This is a genomic window from Boudabousia liubingyangii, assembly GCF_001907245.1.
Taxonomy (GTDB): Bacteria; Actinomycetota; Actinomycetes; order Actinomycetales; family Actinomycetaceae; genus Boudabousia; species Boudabousia liubingyangii.
In genome coordinates this window covers 272381-290506 of the sequence record NZ_MQSU01000004.1, presented here as the reverse complement: position 1 = coordinate 290506, position 18126 = coordinate 272381, and the positions used below count along the sequence as shown (strand labels likewise).

Here is an 18126-nt window from a genome sequence, read left to right as displayed (position 1 = left end):
GTATAAGGGGCGGAATCGGATTTTGAGTTCCAATTCCGCCCCTTGTTTGGGTCTTAATACGGCTTACTTTTGAGGTGTAATCACGAAGTTGACCAGCTTAGGTGCTCGGACGATCACCTTTCGTAGCGTTCCCTCGGCGAGGGCGCCACTAACCGCTGCGGTTTCACGTGCGGCAGCTTCTAGATCGGCTTCAGCGATTTCCGGATCAACTTCCAGCTTGGCACGGACCTTGCCGTTGATCTGGATGATGCAGGTAACCTCGTCAGCTTTAAGCAGTTCAGTATCGGTCACTACCGGGAAATCGTGCGTGATTAGGGACTCTGCGTGCCCCAGTCGTTCCCATAGTTCTTCCGCTAGGTGCGGCGCTACGGGAGCCACCATGAGAATCAGAGGTTCAACCGCGGCGCGAGGCACCGGGTTTAGACCCGTGAGGTGATTGTTAAGCACGATCATCTTGGCGATTGCCGTGTTTACACGCATATTTCGGTATTCTTCGGTGACCTCCACGATGGTCCGAGCTACCAGCTTCTGGGTCGGTAGGTCCGGAGTCTCATCGGTGACAGTGACTTCGCCGGTGTTCTCATCGATGACATTTCGCCACAGTCGCTGTAAGAAACGCTGGGAGCCAACTACTGCCCGCGTATCCCAGGGACGGGACATGTCTAGCGGGCCCATGGACATTTCGTAGACGCGGAAGGTGTCAGCCCCGTACTCGTCACACATTTCATCGGGCGTGACAATGTTCTTTAGGGACTTACCCATCTTGCCGTATTCACGGTTTACCGGCTGCCCCTGGTAGGTGAAGCCGGTCTGTTCGTCGCCTTCTACCTCGTCAGCCGGGACGTATTGGCCACGCTGGTCGGTGTAGGCATAGGCCTGAACGTAACCCTGGTTGAAGAGTTTATGGAAGGGTTCGGATGAAGAAATGAAGCCCAGGTCGAAGAGGATCTTGTGCCAGAAACGGGCATACAGCAGGTGTAGCACCGCATGCTCAACGCCACCGACGTAGAGGTCAGCACCGCCAGAGGCGTCTTCAGTCTGAGCACCCAGCCAGTACTTTTCGTTCTCGGGGTCGATCATGGCCTGATCATTGTGCGGATCGGCGTAGCGCATTTCGTACCAGCAAGAACCAGCCCACTGAGGCATGGTGTTCGTGTCACGGTAGTACTTCTTTAGGCCCTCACCTAGGTCTAGTTCCACCTCTACCCAGTCACGCACGCGACCAAGTGGCGGCTCAGGTTCACTATCGCGGTCTTCCGGATCAAAAGCGCGCGGCTTGAAGTCTTCCATTTCGGGAAGCTGTACGGGCAGCATGGATTCGGGCAGGGCGTGAATTCGGCCTTCTTCATCGTAAACTACGGGGAAGGGTTCACCCCAGTAGCGCTGACGGCTGAAGAGCCAGTCACGTAGTCGGTAACTGGTGGCGGCTTTACCGATACCAGCGGACTCAAGCCACTGGGTCATCTTGGCTTTAGCCTGTGCCTTGTCTAGGCCGTTAATGTCGATCTGATCATTAGCAGAGTTAATCACGGTGCCATCTTCGACCCAAGCAGTTTCGCCGTCGTAGTCTTCCGGGGCGGAAATCGTCTGGCGAATGTCTAGGTCGTACTTCTTGGCAAAGTCAAAGTCACGCTGATCATGCGCCGGGACTGCCATAATCGCGCCGGTTCCGTAACCCATCATGACGTAGTCGCCGGTGAAGACCGGGATCTGTTCACCGGTTACCGGGTTGGTGGCAAAACGGCCGGTGAAGACACCGGTCTTTTCCTTGTCTTCGGCGGCGCGATCCATTTCAGACTGCTTAGCTGCCTGTTCCTGGTAGGTTTCAACGGCTTCGCGCGGGGTGGCAAAACCACCGGTCCAAGCTTCCCGGGTACCTTCGGGCCACTCAGCGGGAGTTTCAGTGAGATCTGCCAGTAGCGGGTGTTCAGGCGAGAGGACACAGAAGCTGGCTCCAAAGAGGGTATCCGGGCGGGTAGTGTAGACCTCGAAGCTTTCCTCACCGAAGGGGAAGGTGACGCGAGCGCCCTCGGAACGGCCAATCCAGTTGCGCTGCATGGCGGCAACCTTTTCGGGCCAGTCGATGGTCTCTAGGTCCTTTTCGAGGCGGTCGGCATAATCGGTAATCCGCATCATCCACTGGCGTAGCTTGGCGGGGAATACGGGGTAGTTGCCGCGTTCGGAACGACCGTCGGCGGTGACCTCTTCGTTCGCTAGTACGGTACCCAATCCGGGGCACCAGTTCACGCGTGCTTCGGTAACGTAGGCGAGGCGCTTAGAGTCTAGGTAATCGCGCTTTTCAGCCTCGGTAAGGTCGGCCCAGGCGCGATCATCTTCGAGTTGGCGAGTGCCATTTTCAAGTTCTGCGCGTAGTTCTTCGATCTTGCGGGCGCGTCCCTGGCCTTGGCCGTTACGGGCCGGAGCATCGAAATCGTACCAAGAGTTGAAGACTTGCAGGAAGATCCACTGGGTCCATTTAACGTATTCTTCGTCGGTGGTAGAGAAGGTACGGCGACGGTCATGTCCTAGGCCGATACGACGCAGTTGCCGTTCCATATTGGCAATGTTCTCTTCAGTGGTAATGCGCGGGTGCTGGCCGGTCTGAACGGCGTACTGTTCAGCGGGTAGACCAAAAGCGTCATAGGACATGGTGTGCAGGACGTTCTTGCCCTGCATGCGCTGGAAACGCCCCACGACGTCGGTGGCAATGTACCCTAGCGGGTGACCGACGTGGAGGCCCTTACCGGAGGGGTAGGGGAACATGTCTAGTAGGAAGAAGCGGGGCTTTTCGGCATTGGGTCCGGCTAGGTCGCCGACTGGGTTATCTGCATGGTAGGAGCCTAGCTCTTCCCATTTCTTTTGCCACTTAGCTTCAATTTGTGCGGCCAGGGACGCATCGTAGCGTTCGTTAATTTGGCTTTCAGTCATTGCTACACCTAGTTTTGTTCTTTAGTTTCGTTACCAGAGTTTATTCTAGTTGATTTTTACGCTTTTCTTCTCACCTGAGCCAGAAAATGCCCGAAGTTTAGGCCACAATATAGCTATGAGCACTATTTTTGAACAGATTATTGCGGGTGAGATTCCCAGCCAGAAGGTCTACGAGGACGATGTCTGCGTGGCTTTCCTAGATATTGCCCCTCAGAGCCACGGCCATTTTCTGCTTGTTCCGAGGGTGCCGGTTGACCAGTTCGATGAGCTTCCGGCAGACACTTTAGCGCACCTCTTTGAGCTAGTGGGTAAGTTTTCGAAGCCCTTACGTGAAGAGTTCGGTTCCGAACGCTGTGGCGTGGTGATTGCCGGTTACGGTGTCCCCCACGCCCACATTCACCTTTTCCCCACCAACGGGATGGAAGATTTCAACCTAGAAAAGCATCTAGAGGTTTCGCCTGAAGAGTTGGCCGCTGATGCCGAACGAGTTCGCAAGGCGCTTAGCTCGGTTGGTTAGCTTTCTGCACGCTTGGCTTCAGTCCGCTTGACTTTAGTCCACCTAGTTTTAGTCCACCTGGTTTTGGCCCGCCAAGGTTCCGGAAGCGAAGTTTTGTTTGTAGTTCGGAATGCCTCTGGCGTTATAGTCTGCGCTTGCCTGTCGGCTTTCGCCTTCACAATGCAGAGTGCTGAACTTCAGGTAAATACGAGTTTGGGTCCCGGGATTCTCGGGACCCAAACTTTTTCTCTCAGTAGTTAGTCAACTTTTTAGCTGAGGCTTGAGGTTGATTGCTACTTGAAGACGAATAACTAGCTAAATAGGCGAGTTCCCAATCCAGCTACGATGATGATTACGATCAGCGCGTACATGATGGCCATGAAGGCCCACCATTCGCGTACCATCGGGCGTCCTAGCCAACCAAGGCCCGGAATCTGGGCGCGGGCAGCACGGCCTACCAAAATGGTGAAGATCGCGATCATGACTACCCACGTAACCATACACCAGGGGCATAGGGCACGGAAGGTGAAGGCTGATTCCCAAGCGAACCAGTAAACGAATAGCAGTGCCACGACGGCCGCAAAGCTCATGGCAATCCAGAACCAGCGAGCAATCTGCACCTTTGAAAGCAGTAGGACCGCGACGGTGCTTAGCGCTGCAAAGGCCATTACACCCACAAGGGCGTTGGGAATCCCCAGGATTTCTGACTTCCATGAAGACATTGAAGCGCCACAGGAGATCCAAGAGTTGATATCGCAGGACTGCTTGGCTAACGGATCTTTAGCATGTCCGATGGTGGCCACAGTTAGCGCAACCGAAGAAACCAACCCGATCAGGGACAGTAGCAATAAGGAAAGCGAAGGCAGGAAGTCTAGGCCGCCGGCAGCCTCGTGTTCGCTGGGCTGGTTCCGTGCTTTTAGTTCTGCGTATAGTTCCGCGTCGCTGAGCTTCTTCGATTCCGATTCTTCGGAAGCTTCGTCGGCCGGACCGGTGATCTCAGTTTCAGATTCTGGTGATTCTGCTGAGCCTGCTTTAAGATTTTCGGCTACTTCTTGGGGCTGAGAGGAAGCATTAGCCTCTGCCTCCACCGGGTTAGCGCGGTTTGGATCCACATTTGCCGCATCCTGAGGAAGGGTGGATGCTTGCCAATCTTCAGTGTCGGGGGTGGGTCCAGTAGGCCTATTTTGCTCGGACATAAAGCTCCTTAATTTGGTTTACTTCTGCTATTATCCCGATCCCGCCGGGCCGCTGCAGGTTTTAGGTTCTTTCCCCCACTAACTGTGTTCTTTTTGACACGCGTGCGCGTCGATTTGTGTAACTGCGAACTAACGTGTAAAGTTTTCGTGTTGCAAAAATGAATGCAACAAACCAGCGCCGTTAGCTCAATTGGCAGAGCAGCTGACTCTTAATCAGCGGGTTGGGGGTTCGATTCCCTCACGGCGCACTCTGAAAAGGTTTTTCAAACCGTTCAGTAACCTTGCGCCGTTAGCTCAATTGGCAGAGCAGCTGACTCTTAATCAGCGGGTTGGGGGTTCGATTCCCTCACGGCGCACTTTTTATTTCCATTTTTAGGGTTAACCAAGTTGACCTTACCATCATTCTTTTCCCTTCAAAAGAAGGGAAATTTCAATTTCATAGAATATTTTTAGAGCAGGAGGCCGAATGGCACGCCGTCGTCTTACCCCGACAGAACGCGAACTATTAGATGCTATCGCTGACCGCATTGCCAGCTACCCTCCCAGAGAAATCAACCCCGCCGCCGTTAAAGAAGCAGCTAGGTTAACAGTTTCTACCCTTCGCAGCGCAGATTCGCTGCAACAACTGGTTGGACCCACCTGTTCAACTTCCGAGTTGGCCGCCTGGTGGGGCATTTCCCGCCAGGCCATTCACAAGGCCACTTCCCTGGGGCGTGTAGTGGCCGTACAGGACCCTCGTCGCACGTGGCACTACCCCACCTGGCAGCTACGAGAGGACCGCGTTCCGGTAAATGGCATTGCCGAATGCTTGGAAGCCCTAGATAAGGTACCTCAGGCCGGTGCCGCAGCTTGGTTCGTCCGCCCCAACGCCTTCCTAGACGATTCCACTCCCGCCGACTGGCTTATCGCGGGCAAGGATCTAACCTTGGCCACCATGGCTGCACGCAAGTATCAAGCTGCCTACCTACGTTCGGTTCGAGCACGACAGGGAAACTAATCCTACTAGTTGGCTACCAACTGAACGCTTACATCAGTCAGAGCTAAATAGATTTACAGGGGACCTAAGTTTGACTTAGGTCCCCTGTTTTATGTTCGTTTCACTCTGTCCCGAAGCTCAGTCCAGTTCCAGCTCCTTGATTAGGCGTTCCACGTGCCCCTTTGCCCGCACATTGGATTTCGCAAGCACAACCTTACCCTTCGGATCAATCACAAAGGTCGAGCGAATAGTTCCAATTACGGTCTTGCCGTAGTTCTGCTTTGGCCCCCAAGCGCCATAGGCACTCATAACCTCATGATCCTCATCAGAGAGCAGCAGGAAGGGTAGCTCATGGTCAGCTGCAAACTTCTCCAGCTTAGAGAGCGGATCAGGGCTAATCCCCACCACTTGATATCCATAAGACTCAAGGCGCGCTAAGTTATCACGAAAATCGCAAGCTTCAGTGGTACATCCAGGCGTATTAGCACGGGGATAGAAATACACCACTACCCCCTTCTTACTACTTTTTAGCAGCTCACTTAAAGAAACATTTCCCTTCGGGCCCGATAGTTCAAAAGCAGGAGCCTGGTCTCCAACCACGATACTCATTTGGTATTCCTTTCCTTGAATCTTGCTTTCATTCTACGTTCCGCAAGACAGAAAATTAGTATGACTTAAATTACGTCCCCAAAACCTGCATTTCGAGTGGCACACAGAGCGAATAATGGGTAATATTATCTGGTCGCGCGCGAGTGGCGGAATTGGCAGACGCGCTGGATTTAGGTTCCAGTGTCTTCGGACGTGGGGGTTCAAGTCCCCCCTCGCGCACCAGCTCTTTTGGGGGCCAACCAGTTAGGTTGGCCCCCAAAAGTTTTATATTCTACTTTTCCAGTCTCAACTAACTAAAAGTGGCTGCCTAAAAATAGCCAGCCACCAAAACCAACTTATCCCGGTCTTCTAGACGGCCGTCAAAGAACGCAGGGCGCGTCCTCGGCGGAAATACTGCACTAGTTCCTTCAAACCCAGAGCCCCTAAGAAGAAGACCCCGTCCATGACCGCCATCATTGCTGAAGTTGGTAAATCCAAGAAGTAGGCAATCTCAAAACCCAAAACGGCCGAAATAACCGCTACCACCTGCCCCCCAATCAACATCTGAGGTAACGTTCGCGCCCACAAATAAGCGGTCGCCGGCGGCACAATCACCAAAGCCACCACCAAAATCGCACCCGCAGTATCAAAAGCGACCACGACCGTTAACGAAACTAGGAACATCAACAGCCAATCCACTAGCTTCACGGGAAACCCTAGGGTCCGAGCTAAAGCCGGATCAAAAATCCCAAGTTTCAGGACCTGATAGGTCAAGGCAATAAATACTGCATTAACCACCCACACCATCACCAGATGCCAAAAGGCTTCTGGGCCGAAGGTTAGGTTGCCATAGATCAGATGCTCAGTCGGTAAGGCATTTAGATTCATATCCCCCGTCAAGACAGTATCTTCGCAGACGTGGACATTCTTCAAAGTAGTTGAAAGTAGCAACACCCCAAGCGCAAAAAGGAAAGGGAAGATCAACCCCTGGTTAGCATCCCCGGCAATTAAACCGGTACTTTTAAGCCAGTTAGCCCCTAGGACCACCAGCATGCCCATCAAGGCCGCCGCTACCGCCATCAGGAAAGAATGCGTACTACCGCTTAAAATCACGCCCACCACAATGCCCGGCAACACTGCATGGGACATCCCATCAACCAGCATTGATTGCCGCTTAAGAACTAGGAAGGTTCCTGGTAGCGCACAAGTCATGGACGCCATAATGGCAAGCATCAAAACCCCAGTTGCCAGACTCATACGCCAGCTCCTAAGGTCTTACGGATCCTTTGGCGACTCAGGCGCCTTCTAACCACCGAGCGCTCCGCGGGGAAGATCAATGAGAGAACAAAAACCCCGAACAGGATCATAACAATCACTGGCCCAGTTGGAACCCGGCCGGCATTAATTGCTAGATAACTACCTAAGAAAGCGCTCGCTCCCCCAATTAATGCCGATAAAACCAGCATCGAAGATAGGTTCCGAGTCCACTGCCTAGCGGCTGCGGCCGGCATAATCGCAAAAGCAATCATCAAGATCAATCCAACCGCTTTTACGCCCATGACAATTGAAACCGTGGCGCAAAAGAGTAGCACTGGCGTTAACACCTGACCGCGAAAACCCTGCGTAGTAGCCAATAACGGGTCAAAGATATAAACCTTCAATTCCTTCCACAGCAGGGCGATCACCAGTGCCACCACCAGCGATAAAACAGCCATTATCAGGACGTCTTCTTGGGACAGTGAGGTGGCATTACCGAACAGATAATCCTTGATACCACCGCGGTTAGGTAGGCGTGAATGGGTAATCAGATGAAGTCCGGTAATCCCCAGACCATAGAAGAGTGCTAGACAGATGGCCATGGCAGCATCCTGCCCCAGCTTTGAGGCACGACTAATCCACTCACTTAGGAACACTGCCAATCCCGAAGAGATGAGTGCGCCCGTAGTTAGCACCATCATTGAGCGGCCATCTAGATCCAGCCAAAGTGTGGCAACTGCGAAAGCTCCCATCACCCCAGCAATGGCGGAATGTCCGATAACATCAGTAATGAGTGATTGTTTACGAAGATACAGCAAGACTCCAACGGCTCCAGCACAAGCGCCAATTATCGTAGTGCCTAGGGTTACGGTCCGATAGATGTAGCTGGTGAACATCTCCCAAATCGAAACCCGATCAGAAGTTCCTCCGAAATTAGCGGCAATTATCCATAAAGTATTCATGATTTTGTCGTTAGCAGTTCCGGAGCGATGCCGTAGGCCCGATGCAAAGCATCTGCAGTGAAAACCTGATCGACTGGACCGCTGGAGATAACCTGCTTATTTCCTAACAGCACGGCCCAAGTGCAGAAGTTCTTCACGGTAGAAAGATCATGATGTACGATCACGATTGTTTTCCCCTGGTTTTTTAGGTCTATGAGCACCTCAGTTAGGGCTTTTTCAGAAGCTGCGTCCACGCCGGCAAAGGGTTCATCCATCAGAAAGAGATCTGGGTTTTGAGCCAGAATTCGTGCCATAAAGGTACGTTGTTTTTGCCCACCTGAAAGCTGCGAGATTTGCCGCTGGGCTAGATCTTCGATCCCAACTTTCGCTAGGGCTGCTTGTGCAGCTTCATACTGTGGTTTCTTTGGCCGTCTAAACCAGCCTAGGTTCCCGTAGGTGCCCATGAGTACAGTATCGAAGACCGTAGTCGGGAAATCCCAGTCCACCTGTGCCGCCTGGGGCATATAGCCAACTCTTGCACGAACTGCGTCAAACGGTTGACCGAAGAACGATACCTGTCCCCTGAGTGGTGGTTCCAAGTTAAGCGAAGCCTTTAACAAGGTGGACTTACCTGCACCGTTGGCACCCAGTAGGGCGGTCACCTCTCCCTCGGGGAGGGAGAGATTTACTCCTTGCAAGACCACGTTATCGTGATAGGCCACCGTTAGGTCGTTAATCTCGATTGCACTGCTACTCATGGGCATCCTACTGATTCTGGTTTTTTACTTGGAACTTAGAGCCTTTGAGATGGTCTGGGCGTTATGCTCGAAAGCTCCCAGGTAGGTATCAAGCGGAGCTTCCGTGCCCAGAGTGTCTGCGTATAGCTCTTGGTCAGAGACCTTTACTTCCCAGCCCTTAGATTTAACGGCCTTTTGCAGGTTTTCGATAGCCTTCGGGTTCTTCAAGTTATCTTGGAAGATCACCGGGACCTGCTTGGTCGCGATCAGGTTGGCTAGGTCGTCTAGCTGTTTGGCTGACATTTCCGATTCTGAAGAAACGAAGTCAGTCGCGTGAATTTCAATATTAAAGGTCTTACCTAGGTAGTTGAAGGCATCGTGGCCCGTGATAAGAACGCGTTTTTCAACGGGAATCTTGTCGAATTCCTTCTGTGCTGCGCCTCGGGCCGCTTCAATCTTCTGGTTGTAGGCCTTAGCGTTTTCCTGGTACTTGCTTAGATTGTCCGGGTCCACTTTGCCTAGTTTGTTGGAAATGTTGGTAACCACTTTCATCCAGATATCTGGGGAGTTCCAGACGTGCGGATCATGGCCTTCAACTTTGCCATCTTCTTCCCACGGCAGGAGGAGGGGTTCGATATCAGGGCTTTCTGCGGCCGGCAGCTGCTTGTCCCCCATTTTGTCGAACTGAGCCATCATCTTGTGTTCCATGTCGTGACTAGTCCAGACGACCAGGTCGGCATTGGCGATTGCCTCGGTGTCTTTGGTAGTTAGTTCTTGAGTATGCGGGTCACCGCCAGGTTGAACTAGAACTTGGACTTCTGCCTCGGGTGCAATATTTTTAATCGCGTCTCCCAAGTACCCGGTGGTGGCCACAATCTTCAAGGTCTTGTTAGTAGCTTTTCCGGTAGCGGTGCTGGCATTAGAGCTGCCAGTTTCTGAGTTTGGGGTGACTGCACAGGCACTAAGAATCATTCCTGTGGCGGCGATTAGAGCCGCTAAAGTCAACGGTTTTTTGGGTTTCATAACAATCTCCACGTAAGGTCCGAATCATTTTGTTAGGGAGGCCTAACTCGTGAAGGTTAGCATAGCCTAAGAGTATCTGACAAGAGTTAAAGAAGTGTGCCTTAAAAAGAAATAAATGTTTCTTAGAAAATAAAAAGTGTCAGTTCATGTAAAGAGGCTAAAGACCTAAATCCAAGCCTTTAAACTAGACCCGCGCCGCGTTAGCGATCGTCCCTTGGGCAATAACCCGTGAATCCCGGTAAACCACTAGCGATTGGCCGGCAGCAATGCCACGCATACCAACCCTGTCTCCATGTTCACAGCCGGTAATCTCCACTTGCATGGAGTCTTCAAGGCCCTTAACAATCGCGGCAATCGGCTTACCATGTGCGCGCACTTGAATCAGAACCTCGTCTCCCTCGGCAGAGAAGATCGCATCCTCCGGATCAGTGAGCCAAACCGGTTTTTCTACCTTAATCCGATTCACCGTAAGTAGTTCAACCGGGCCCACTACAACCTCATTGGTTTCTGGTCGCGTCTCCAGAACATAACGCGGCCTTCCGTCAGCCGCGGGGCGACCAATATTTAGACCCTTACGCTGGCCAACCGTAAAACCAAAGTAGCCATTATGCTCCCCCAAGACTTCACCTTCGGGGCTAACAATGGGACCAGGCTGACGACCTAAATGAGACTGGAGGAAGCCATAGGTATCCCCATCCGGAATAAAGCAAATATCGTAACTATCGGGCTTATTGGAAACCGTCAAACCTCGGTCAGCTGCTTCCTGACGAACCGCGGCCTTCGAGGGAGCATCGCCAAGGGGGAAGAGCACACGACTCAAGGCTTCTTGCCCCATCACGGCCAAAACGTAACTCTGATCTTTTAAGTCATCATCGGCCCGGTGCAGCTCTGGCCCCTTGGGTCCCTCAATAAGCTTGGCGTAGTGACCAGTGCAGACAGCATCAAATCCCAGTGCCGTCCCTCGTTCCAAAAGTTCACGGAATTTAACGAACTCATTGCAGCGTACACAGGGATTGGGGGTTCGTCCAGCACTGTATTCGGCTAGGAAATCATCCATCACCGTGTCATGGAAAGAATCGGCCAAATCCCACACATAAAAGGGAATTCCCAGGTGTGCGGCAGCACGGGCAGCGTCTGCCGAATCTTCCAAAGTACAACAGCCCCGCGAACCGCATCTGGAGGTCGCCTGGTTAGAGGAAAGCGCCATATGAACTGCAGTCACATCATGCCCCGCAGCAACGGCCCGAGCAGCCGCCACCGCAGAATCAACGCCACCTGACAGTGCCGCTAGAACCTTCATTTCGTTTTCCTCTCTTTACGGGCTGAAAAAGCCAGTGCCGCATCTAGGGCTTTAGGCAGCGCCTGTAAGAATGCCTGCACATCAGCGCTAGTATTTTGGGGCCCAAAGGAAACCCTTAGTCCCCCCATGGCTTGGTCCTCATCGCAACCCATGGCCAAAAGTGAAGCCACTGGACGTGCGACTCCGGCAGAACATGCCGAGCCGGCACTCACGGCCACCCGATTTTGGTCCATCACCAACAGGGAAACTTCCGGATTGGTCACCGGAGTTAGTAGATGCAGAATATGGGGCGAGGTCGCGGCCTGCGAAGAAACGTGCACACGGGAATCCAAGCCGGCAATCGTTTCCGCCTTTAGAGACTCTAGGTATTCTTGTCGCTCCCCCATTTCCGCGACCGCCAGTTCTAAGGCCTTTGCCAGTGCCTGCGCCATGGCCACCGCCTGGGTACCCGAGCGCAGATCACGCTCTTGTCCGCCACCAATCCGGTCGGATCGAAGCGGATACTCACGCCGCACGACCAGCGCCCCGATTCCCGCCGGGGCCCCAAACTTATGTCCAGACAGGCTGAGAGCATCAACCCCCAGCTCTGAGAAGGAAACCGGTATTTGCCCCACGGCCTGCGCGGCATCACAGTGAATTAACGCAGTTGGGAAGGCCTGTCGAACTAAAGCAGCTAGCTCTGCCACTGGCTGGATTACGCCGGTGTCGTTATCGACCAGCAGGAAAGAAGCCAACACTAGACGCTGTGGTTCAGCAGCTAGCTCAGAGAGCATTTGCGCTAGGTCTGACACTGAGACCTGGCCGTCATAAGTAACGGGAACCCAAAGCACCTCAAAGCCTAGTTCTTGGGCCCGGTCAGCCCATTTCCGAACCGCCGGGTGTTCTAGCTCAGAGGTAATCATCAGCGGCTTTGAAGCTTCCGAATCATCCGCAGCCAACTCGGCGAAACGTGCTAGCGCACCACCGACAGCTAAAGAATCAGACTCAGTGGCCCCCGAGGTAAAGATAACCTCCGGCGCCTGTGCCCCTAGGAGCTCGCCTACCTGGTGGCGGGCAGCCTCTAACTGTTCCCGAGCGAAGCGTCCGCCGAAATGTAGTGCCGAAGGATTACCTCCCTGGCGGGAAAGTGCTTCAGAGACCTCTAATAGGTGCGTCAAAACCCTTGGATCTACCGGCCGTGAGGCGGCATTATCCAAGTAGGCTCCACTTTCCTGGCTACTAACAGGCATAGGGTTAAGACTGCTCCAGTTCAGTAAGGACCTCAGCTAGGACCTCATGGCAATCACCAATCACAGCCAAATCTGCGAGTTTAACCAAGGGAGCTTCCTCATCCTCGTTAATAACCACGATCTTCTGAGCCCCAGAAATTCCACAGGTGTGGTGAATAGCCCCGGAAACGCCAACCCCAATGTAGAGATTCGGTGCGACGGATACGCCGGTCTGGCCGATCTGGCGTGAGCGCTCAACCCAGCCTTCATCACAGACCGCGCGGGTGGCACCAATCGCCCCATTAAGACGATCAGCTAGCGCTTGCGCATCCTCAATCTCGCCATCGGTGCCGTAACCGACACAAACCACAGTGCCAGCTTCAGTTAGAGCCGGGCCGTGTTCCTTAAGTTCCTCAAGTTCCATCACCTCTACCGCGTCCGAGGGCGCAGAGAAGTTTACGTTTACCGGGATAATTCCGGGGGTCGCCACCGGAGTGGGTTCCGCAGCTTCACCAGCACCGGGACGCATGGCCACGATCGGCAGGCCCGAGGGAATAGTGAAAGCAGTCTTCCACTGGCCACCCAAAACCGATTTGTGGGCACTAATAGCACCATCAACCACGGAGACGTCGGTGACGTCAGTAGCGGCACCGGAACGGAAGTGAGCGCCTAGGAAAGCGGCAACTTCGCGGCCTCGGTAGTTAGACAGGCAAAGAATTGCACCTAGCGGGTTCTGCGCTAGCGCACGCTCAGCGGCGATCACAGCGTCAGCAACTACTGAAGACACGCGCGGTGAACGACCAGCGAGTTCCGGCACCACTACCCTAGAGACACCGCAGGCGCTGAGCTTTTCCATCTGCGGGCTGGCGTTTAGGACCAGGGCGATCACTTCGTTATTGGTTAGGGTACCGGCAACCTTTAGTAGGTGTTCCGAGGCCGCGGTGAGGGTGTATCCGTTTTCTTCATCGCCTAGGTGGTCAACCACCACCAGTACGGGGCGATCAAATTTATCGCAGCTCATTTACTGGCCTCCTTAATAAATTCAGCTAGTTTCTTGGCGCCGCCTTCGATAGCGCGGACCACTTCGCCCTGTTGGCGTTCATCGGCGCTAATGGCGTTTTGTACCTGCGGGGATTCCTTGCGGTTTTCTAGCTGAGCTAGGACCTCGCTAACGGCAGTGCCGTGAATCTGAGCGTCTTCAGCGGCTTCGGCTAGCTCTTCAAGGTCCATTTCCTCTAGCGGTTTCTTTCGGGCCGCCGCCATCGCCTTAAAGTTCGGGTAACGCGGGTCGTTCAGCTGGTCGGTCACAGAGACCACTGCTGGTAGGGGTAGGCGGTAGCGCCCTCGGTAGCCGTCTGCTTCACGTTCGCAGATAACTGAGTCGCTCTGGACTTCCATTTCGCGGGCCAGGCCCACGTAGGGGCGTCCTAGGTAGTAGGACAAGGCGGCGGGCAGCATGGAGGTCATCCCATCTAGGGAGGCCATGCCGGTGATGACTAGGTCGAATGGGCCGGCTTCTTCCTGTGCCAGAATCGCGGTAGCAAGTACTTGGGCGGTGACAAACACGTCAGCGCCGCTCAGGCGCTCGTCACTGATGTGGACTGCCCGGTCTGCCCCCATTTGTAGGGCACGCTGAAGGGCCTCGGCAGCGTCTTCAGGGCCCATGGTGAAGGCTACAACCTCGCCACTGCCCTGTTCTTCAATAATCTGTACGGCCGCTTCGATAGCGTTTTCGTCTAGTTCGTTAAGCACGTCATCTTCGCCGCGGACTAGTCGTCCGTCTTCGAGACGTCGCTCAGAGAGGACGTCCGGCACGTGTTTTACACATACTGCAATCTTCATGACAAATACCATGCCACAGATTAGTGATTTTTTGGTTAGTGAAGAGCCTAAATGTGGCAATTGTGGGATAATTCAGAGTTATGTTCGATCCCCAGAATGATTCTACTAACTCGGCATCCTTCCCCCAGTGGAAGTCCGACGCTCCCCTAGGTACTGCACCGGCACCCTTCGGGACACCTTTGGGGACCACAGTTACCGCCGAAGGCACCTACTTTGTTGTCTCTTCCGCTAATGCGTCCGCGATTGACCTCTGCCTCTGGCAAGACGGCACCGAAAAGCGCATCCAACTCTTTGGTCCGGATAATGGGCTCTGGTCCGTGTTTGTCCCGGGTGTTGGGGTTGGGACCCAATATAACTACCGCGCGTACGGTCCTTGGGATCCTACCGCCGGTCACCTCTTCAACCCAGCGAAGCTACTAATTGACCCCTATGCCATGGGTTTGACCGGCACGGTTGAGGCACACGCTGATCTCTACCCGCATCTGGTGGATGATGAGCTACATCCGACCGCTTTCCCGCCGGTGATCTCTCCGGTAGATTCCTCGGCCCGGGTTCCCCGATGTGTAATTACTGAAGCTCGTTTCCCCTTAGCGCCGGGCCCAAAGTACGCCTGGGAAGAAACCGTCGTTTACGAAGCCCACGTCAAGGGTTTCACTTTGAATCTGCCCGGAGTTCGTGACGATCTGCGTGGTACCTATGCGGGTCTAGCTTCTGAGGCTGCGATTTCTTATCTTAAGGATCTTGGCATTACCACCCTTGAGCTACTGCCCATTCATGCTAAGAGTTCGGAACCGTTCCTAGCTCAGCGCGGTTTGAGTAACTACTGGGGCTATTCCACTCTTTCATATTTCTATCCTGAGCCTTCCTATGCCACGGCCGCTTCGCAGGCCGCCGGGCCGCAGGCGGTGATTGACGAGTTCCGCGGTATGGTTTCACTTCTGCACGAAGCCGGTATCGAAGTGGTTTTGGATGTCGTCTATAACCACACCTGCGAGGGTGGCGAGTTTGGTCCGTCGCTTTCTTGGCGCGGGCTGGATAACCTCACCTACTATCTGCAGGACTTCTCCAACCCCGGTCGCCTCTGGGACGTTACCGGTACCGGCAATTCCCTCGATTTTGGGGCGTCACCGGTAGTGGCAATGACCCTTGACTCCCTGCGCTTCTGGGCCAATGAGATGGGCGTTGACGGTTTCCGTTTCGATCTGGGGGTAACCCTAGCTAGGAACCGTGGTAACTTCCTGCGCGAGCATCCTTTCTTGGTTGCCGCTAGTTCAGACCCGATCCTGCGTACTAAGAAGCTTATTATGGAGCCTTGGGATGTGGGTTACGATGGCTGGCATACGGGAGATTTCCCGGTTCCTTTTGGGAGCTGGAATGACCGTTTCCGTTCCGATGTTCGCAATTTCTGGGTTGCCACTGTGGGCGCCGTAAATGCGGGCGAGGCTGCTACCGGACAGTCGGCTTTGGCTACCCGTCTAGCGGGCAGTGCTGATACTTATTACCGTGACCCGCAGGGAGTGGTTCGCTCTCCCCTAGCTTCAGTTAATTACGTGACCGCCCACGATGGTTTCACCATGGCGGACTTGGTAAGTTTCAACCACAAGCATAACGAAGCTAATAAAGAGCAAAACCGCGATGGCTCTGACGATAACCGTTCGTGGAATCACGGTTTTGAAGGAACCTTCGAAGCGCTCAGGCAAGCTGAGGAGCTCTCTCCCTCAGAAAAGCAAGAGATTTCAGATTTCCGCACCAAGAGCATTAAGAATCTATTCGCCACGCTAATGATTTCGGCTGGTATTCCCATGATCTGTGCCGGCGATGAGTTTGGTCGTACCCAGCAGGGCAATAACAATGCTTACTGCCAGGACTCGGCGATCTCGTGGGTCGACTGGGACTGGGATACCTGGCAAGAAGAACTGCACTCCATGACCCGTCAGCTAATTCACTTGCGACGTCAGCACCCAGTACTTCGTCCTACCCGTTTTGCTACGGGAAAGCCGACCGTTCCGGGACATACACACCGGGACCTAGCCTGGTTCAATGCCAAGGCTATGGGTATGGATAGTAACGAATGGTCTCAGCCAACGGGTCGTATTCTCCAGATGCACCGCTGCTCAGGCAGTACTGAAACTTCAGATGCCCTAGTCGTCATCAACGGCACAGCCGAACCACAGATCTATAAGCCGGCAGTGCCCACACATGCAACAGCTGAGGCCAATCTGGTCATTAATGCCCAGGGTCCGAACTCAAGCGGAGACTTGGAGTACCAAAAACTCTGGGATTCAGCCTGGTCCACCTATCCGGACCAGCTACCAGACACCATTACGGCATCCTCGGAATGTAAAATTGAGCCCTTCTCAATGCAGATTTTCCTCTCCAAGGTCGATTGAGAAACTAAAATACGATAACTTTATTGAGAAAATCGCCACCAGGTAGAAATAGGTAAGGAATTTTAATGAGCGAAAAAGACCGCGTAGAGCAGGCCACCGATGCTGCTTCCCTGGCTCGAACCCAAGAACGTTCAGCCCAGATCGAAGAACAGATCAAAACCAACCCAGAAAAGTTCCGGATCCTAACCGGTGACCGTCCTACCGGCCACCTCCATCTTGGACACTACCTAGGCACCCTGAAGAATCGGGTTCGCTTACAGAACGCCGGCGTTGACACTTGGGTAATTATTGCTGACTACCAGGTCATCACCGACCGCGATGGTGTTGGCCCCCTAAAAGAACGTGTCTACTCGCTAGTCACCGACTACCTAGCCTGTGGGATCGACCCAGAAAAATCCACCATCTTTAACCACTCTGCTATCCCGGCACTTAACCAGCTAATGCTGCCCTTCCTTTCCCTCGTGACCGAATCGGAACTGCACCGCAATCCCACGGTTAAATCAGAACTGGAAGCGACCAATGGTCGGGCCATGTCCGGGCTCATGCTGACCTACCCGGTTCACCAAGCTGCCGATATCCTCTTCTGCGACGCTAACCTCGTACCTGCCGGTAAGGACCAGCTTCCCCACATTGAACAGACCCGTCTGATCGCACAGCGCTTTGAAAAGCGATACGGCCATGCTGGTCTCGATCACCCGGTCTTCCGTCGCCCCGATGCCCTCCTTTCCCAGGTTCAGAACCTGCTAGGCACCGATGGCCAGAAGATGTCCAAGTCCCGGGGCAACACCATCGAACTTCGCATGACCGCAGACGAGACCGCAAAAATGCTTAAGCGTGCCGTCACTGACTCTGAGCGTCTGATCACTTTCGATCCTGAAGGCCGTCCTGCCGTAGCAAACCTCCTCTTGATGGCCTCCGAAGCCACTGGCGAAGATCCCCGCACAATCGCCGACCGCATTGGCGATGCGGGTGCAGGTGCGCTTAAGGCCCTAGTAATTGAATCAGTCAACGACATGCTGGCTCCGATTCGTGCTCGCCGAGCTGAACTAGAACAGAATCAGGACTACCTGCGGACTGTCCTCCAGGCCGGCAATGAAAAGGCCAATGAGCAGGCCGAGCGCAAGCTCCAAGAAGTACGCGAAGCCATGCAGATGATCTACTGAACAACATGACTTTTATCCCGGGTGGATCGTAGACTTTCTACAATTCACCCGGGATTTTTTCTTTTCCAGCACAATACCGTG

15 protein-coding genes and 3 tRNA genes are annotated in these 18126 nt (G+C 53.8%); 7 read left to right on the top strand and 11 right to left on the bottom strand.

Features of this window, described 5'->3' with window-relative positions; all coding sequences use genetic code 11:
• Nucleotides 1–63: 63 nt before the first annotated feature.
• A complete protein-coding gene (leuS, locus tag BSR28_RS08055; RefSeq protein WP_073713887.1) occupies nucleotides 64–2928 on the bottom strand; it encodes a leucine--tRNA ligase in 2865 nt (954 codons plus the stop codon).
• A gap of 115 nt (nucleotides 2929–3043) precedes the next feature.
• Between leuS and BSR28_RS08050 the strand changes: the two genes are divergently transcribed.
• On the top strand, nucleotides 3044–3445 hold the full coding sequence (locus tag BSR28_RS08050) for an HIT family protein (RefSeq protein WP_073709448.1): 402 nt from the start codon (nucleotides 3044–3046) through the stop codon (nucleotides 3443–3445).
• Nucleotides 3446–3735: 290 nt separating this feature from the next.
• On the opposite strand, the gene BSR28_RS08045 is transcribed toward BSR28_RS08050, so the two are convergent.
• Nucleotides 3736–4620 carry a vitamin K epoxide reductase family protein gene (locus BSR28_RS08045; RefSeq protein WP_073713886.1) on the bottom strand — a complete coding sequence of 295 codons (885 nt, stop codon included), beginning with the start codon at nucleotides 4618–4620 and terminating at the stop codon, nucleotides 3736–3738.
• Between the two features lie 175 nt (nucleotides 4621–4795).
• On the opposite strand from BSR28_RS08045, the gene BSR28_RS08040 reads away from it, so the two are divergent.
• The 3 genes from BSR28_RS08040 to BSR28_RS08030 all read left to right on the top strand — a co-directional run bounded on the left by BSR28_RS08040 (nucleotide 4796) and on the right by BSR28_RS08030 (nucleotide 5617).
• Nucleotides 4796–4868, top strand: a tRNA-Lys gene (locus BSR28_RS08040).
• A gap of 35 nt (nucleotides 4869–4903) precedes the next feature.
• Nucleotides 4904–4976, top strand: a tRNA-Lys gene (locus tag BSR28_RS08035).
• 110 nt (nucleotides 4977–5086) lie between these two features.
• Nucleotides 5087–5617, top strand: a complete 531-nt coding sequence (locus tag BSR28_RS08030; protein ID WP_073709450.1) for a hypothetical protein — start codon at nucleotides 5087–5089, stop codon at nucleotides 5615–5617.
• A gap of 117 nt (nucleotides 5618–5734) precedes the next feature.
• Here BSR28_RS08030 and BSR28_RS08025 read toward each other — a convergent pair whose 3' ends face one another.
• Nucleotides 5735–6205, bottom strand: a complete 471-nt coding sequence (locus BSR28_RS08025; protein ID WP_073713885.1) for a peroxiredoxin — start codon at nucleotides 6203–6205, stop codon at nucleotides 5735–5737.
• A gap of 137 nt (nucleotides 6206–6342) precedes the next feature.
• On the opposite strand from BSR28_RS08025, the gene BSR28_RS08020 reads away from it, so the two are divergent.
• A tRNA-Leu gene (locus tag BSR28_RS08020) sits at nucleotides 6343–6427 on the top strand.
• A 126-nt stretch (nucleotides 6428–6553) separates the two neighbouring features.
• On the opposite strand, the gene BSR28_RS08015 is transcribed toward BSR28_RS08020, so the two are convergent.
• The 8 genes from BSR28_RS08015 to BSR28_RS07980 form a co-directional block, all read right to left on the bottom strand.
• On the bottom strand, nucleotides 6554–7441 hold the full coding sequence (locus tag BSR28_RS08015) for a metal ABC transporter permease (RefSeq protein ID WP_073713884.1): 888 nt from the start codon (nucleotides 7439–7441) through the stop codon (nucleotides 6554–6556).
• Nucleotides 7438–8403: a metal ABC transporter permease gene (locus BSR28_RS08010; RefSeq protein WP_073713883.1), complete on the bottom strand. Its 966-nt coding sequence runs from the start codon at nucleotides 8401–8403 to the stop codon at nucleotides 7438–7440. Before BSR28_RS08010 ends, BSR28_RS08015 begins: the two co-directional genes overlap by 4 nt.
• Complete coding sequence (locus tag BSR28_RS08005; RefSeq protein WP_073713882.1) at nucleotides 8400–9140, bottom strand: metal ABC transporter ATP-binding protein; 741 nt, start codon at nucleotides 9138–9140, stop codon at nucleotides 8400–8402. The genes BSR28_RS08010 and BSR28_RS08005 overlap by 4 nt, the downstream gene beginning before the upstream one ends.
• Before the next feature lie 24 nt (nucleotides 9141–9164).
• The gene (locus BSR28_RS08000; protein ID WP_073713881.1) at nucleotides 9165–10142 is read right to left on the bottom strand and encodes a metal ABC transporter substrate-binding protein; all 978 of its coding nucleotides are present in this window, start codon (nucleotides 10140–10142) and stop codon (nucleotides 9165–9167) included.
• Between the two features lie 184 nt (nucleotides 10143–10326).
• Nucleotides 10327–11442: a tRNA 2-thiouridine(34) synthase MnmA gene (gene mnmA, locus BSR28_RS07995; RefSeq protein ID WP_073709456.1), complete on the bottom strand. Its 1116-nt coding sequence runs from the start codon at nucleotides 11440–11442 to the stop codon at nucleotides 10327–10329.
• The gene (locus BSR28_RS07990) at nucleotides 11439–12671 is read right to left on the bottom strand and encodes a cysteine desulfurase family protein (protein ID WP_073713880.1); all 1233 of its coding nucleotides are present in this window, start codon (nucleotides 12669–12671) and stop codon (nucleotides 11439–11441) included. The genes mnmA and BSR28_RS07990 overlap by 4 nt, the downstream gene beginning before the upstream one ends.
• Before the next feature lie 4 nt (nucleotides 12672–12675).
• On the bottom strand, nucleotides 12676–13671 hold the full coding sequence (locus BSR28_RS07985; RefSeq protein ID WP_073709458.1) for an electron transfer flavoprotein subunit alpha/FixB family protein: 996 nt from the start codon (nucleotides 13669–13671) through the stop codon (nucleotides 12676–12678).
• A complete protein-coding gene (locus BSR28_RS07980) occupies nucleotides 13668–14492 on the bottom strand; it encodes an electron transfer flavoprotein subunit beta/FixA family protein (RefSeq protein WP_073709459.1) in 825 nt (274 codons plus the stop codon). The genes BSR28_RS07985 and BSR28_RS07980 overlap by 4 nt, the downstream gene beginning before the upstream one ends.
• A gap of 80 nt (nucleotides 14493–14572) precedes the next feature.
• On the opposite strand from BSR28_RS07980, the gene glgX reads away from it, so the two are divergent.
• A complete protein-coding gene (gene glgX, locus BSR28_RS07975) occupies nucleotides 14573–16882 on the top strand; it encodes a glycogen debranching protein GlgX (RefSeq protein ID WP_073709460.1) in 2310 nt (769 codons plus the stop codon).
• 65 nt (nucleotides 16883–16947) lie between these two features.
• Nucleotides 16948–18045, top strand: coding sequence for a tryptophan--tRNA ligase (gene trpS, locus BSR28_RS07970; protein WP_073709461.1), 1098 nt, complete (start codon nucleotides 16948–16950; stop codon nucleotides 18043–18045).
• The last annotated feature ends 81 nt before the right edge of the window (nucleotides 18046–18126 follow it).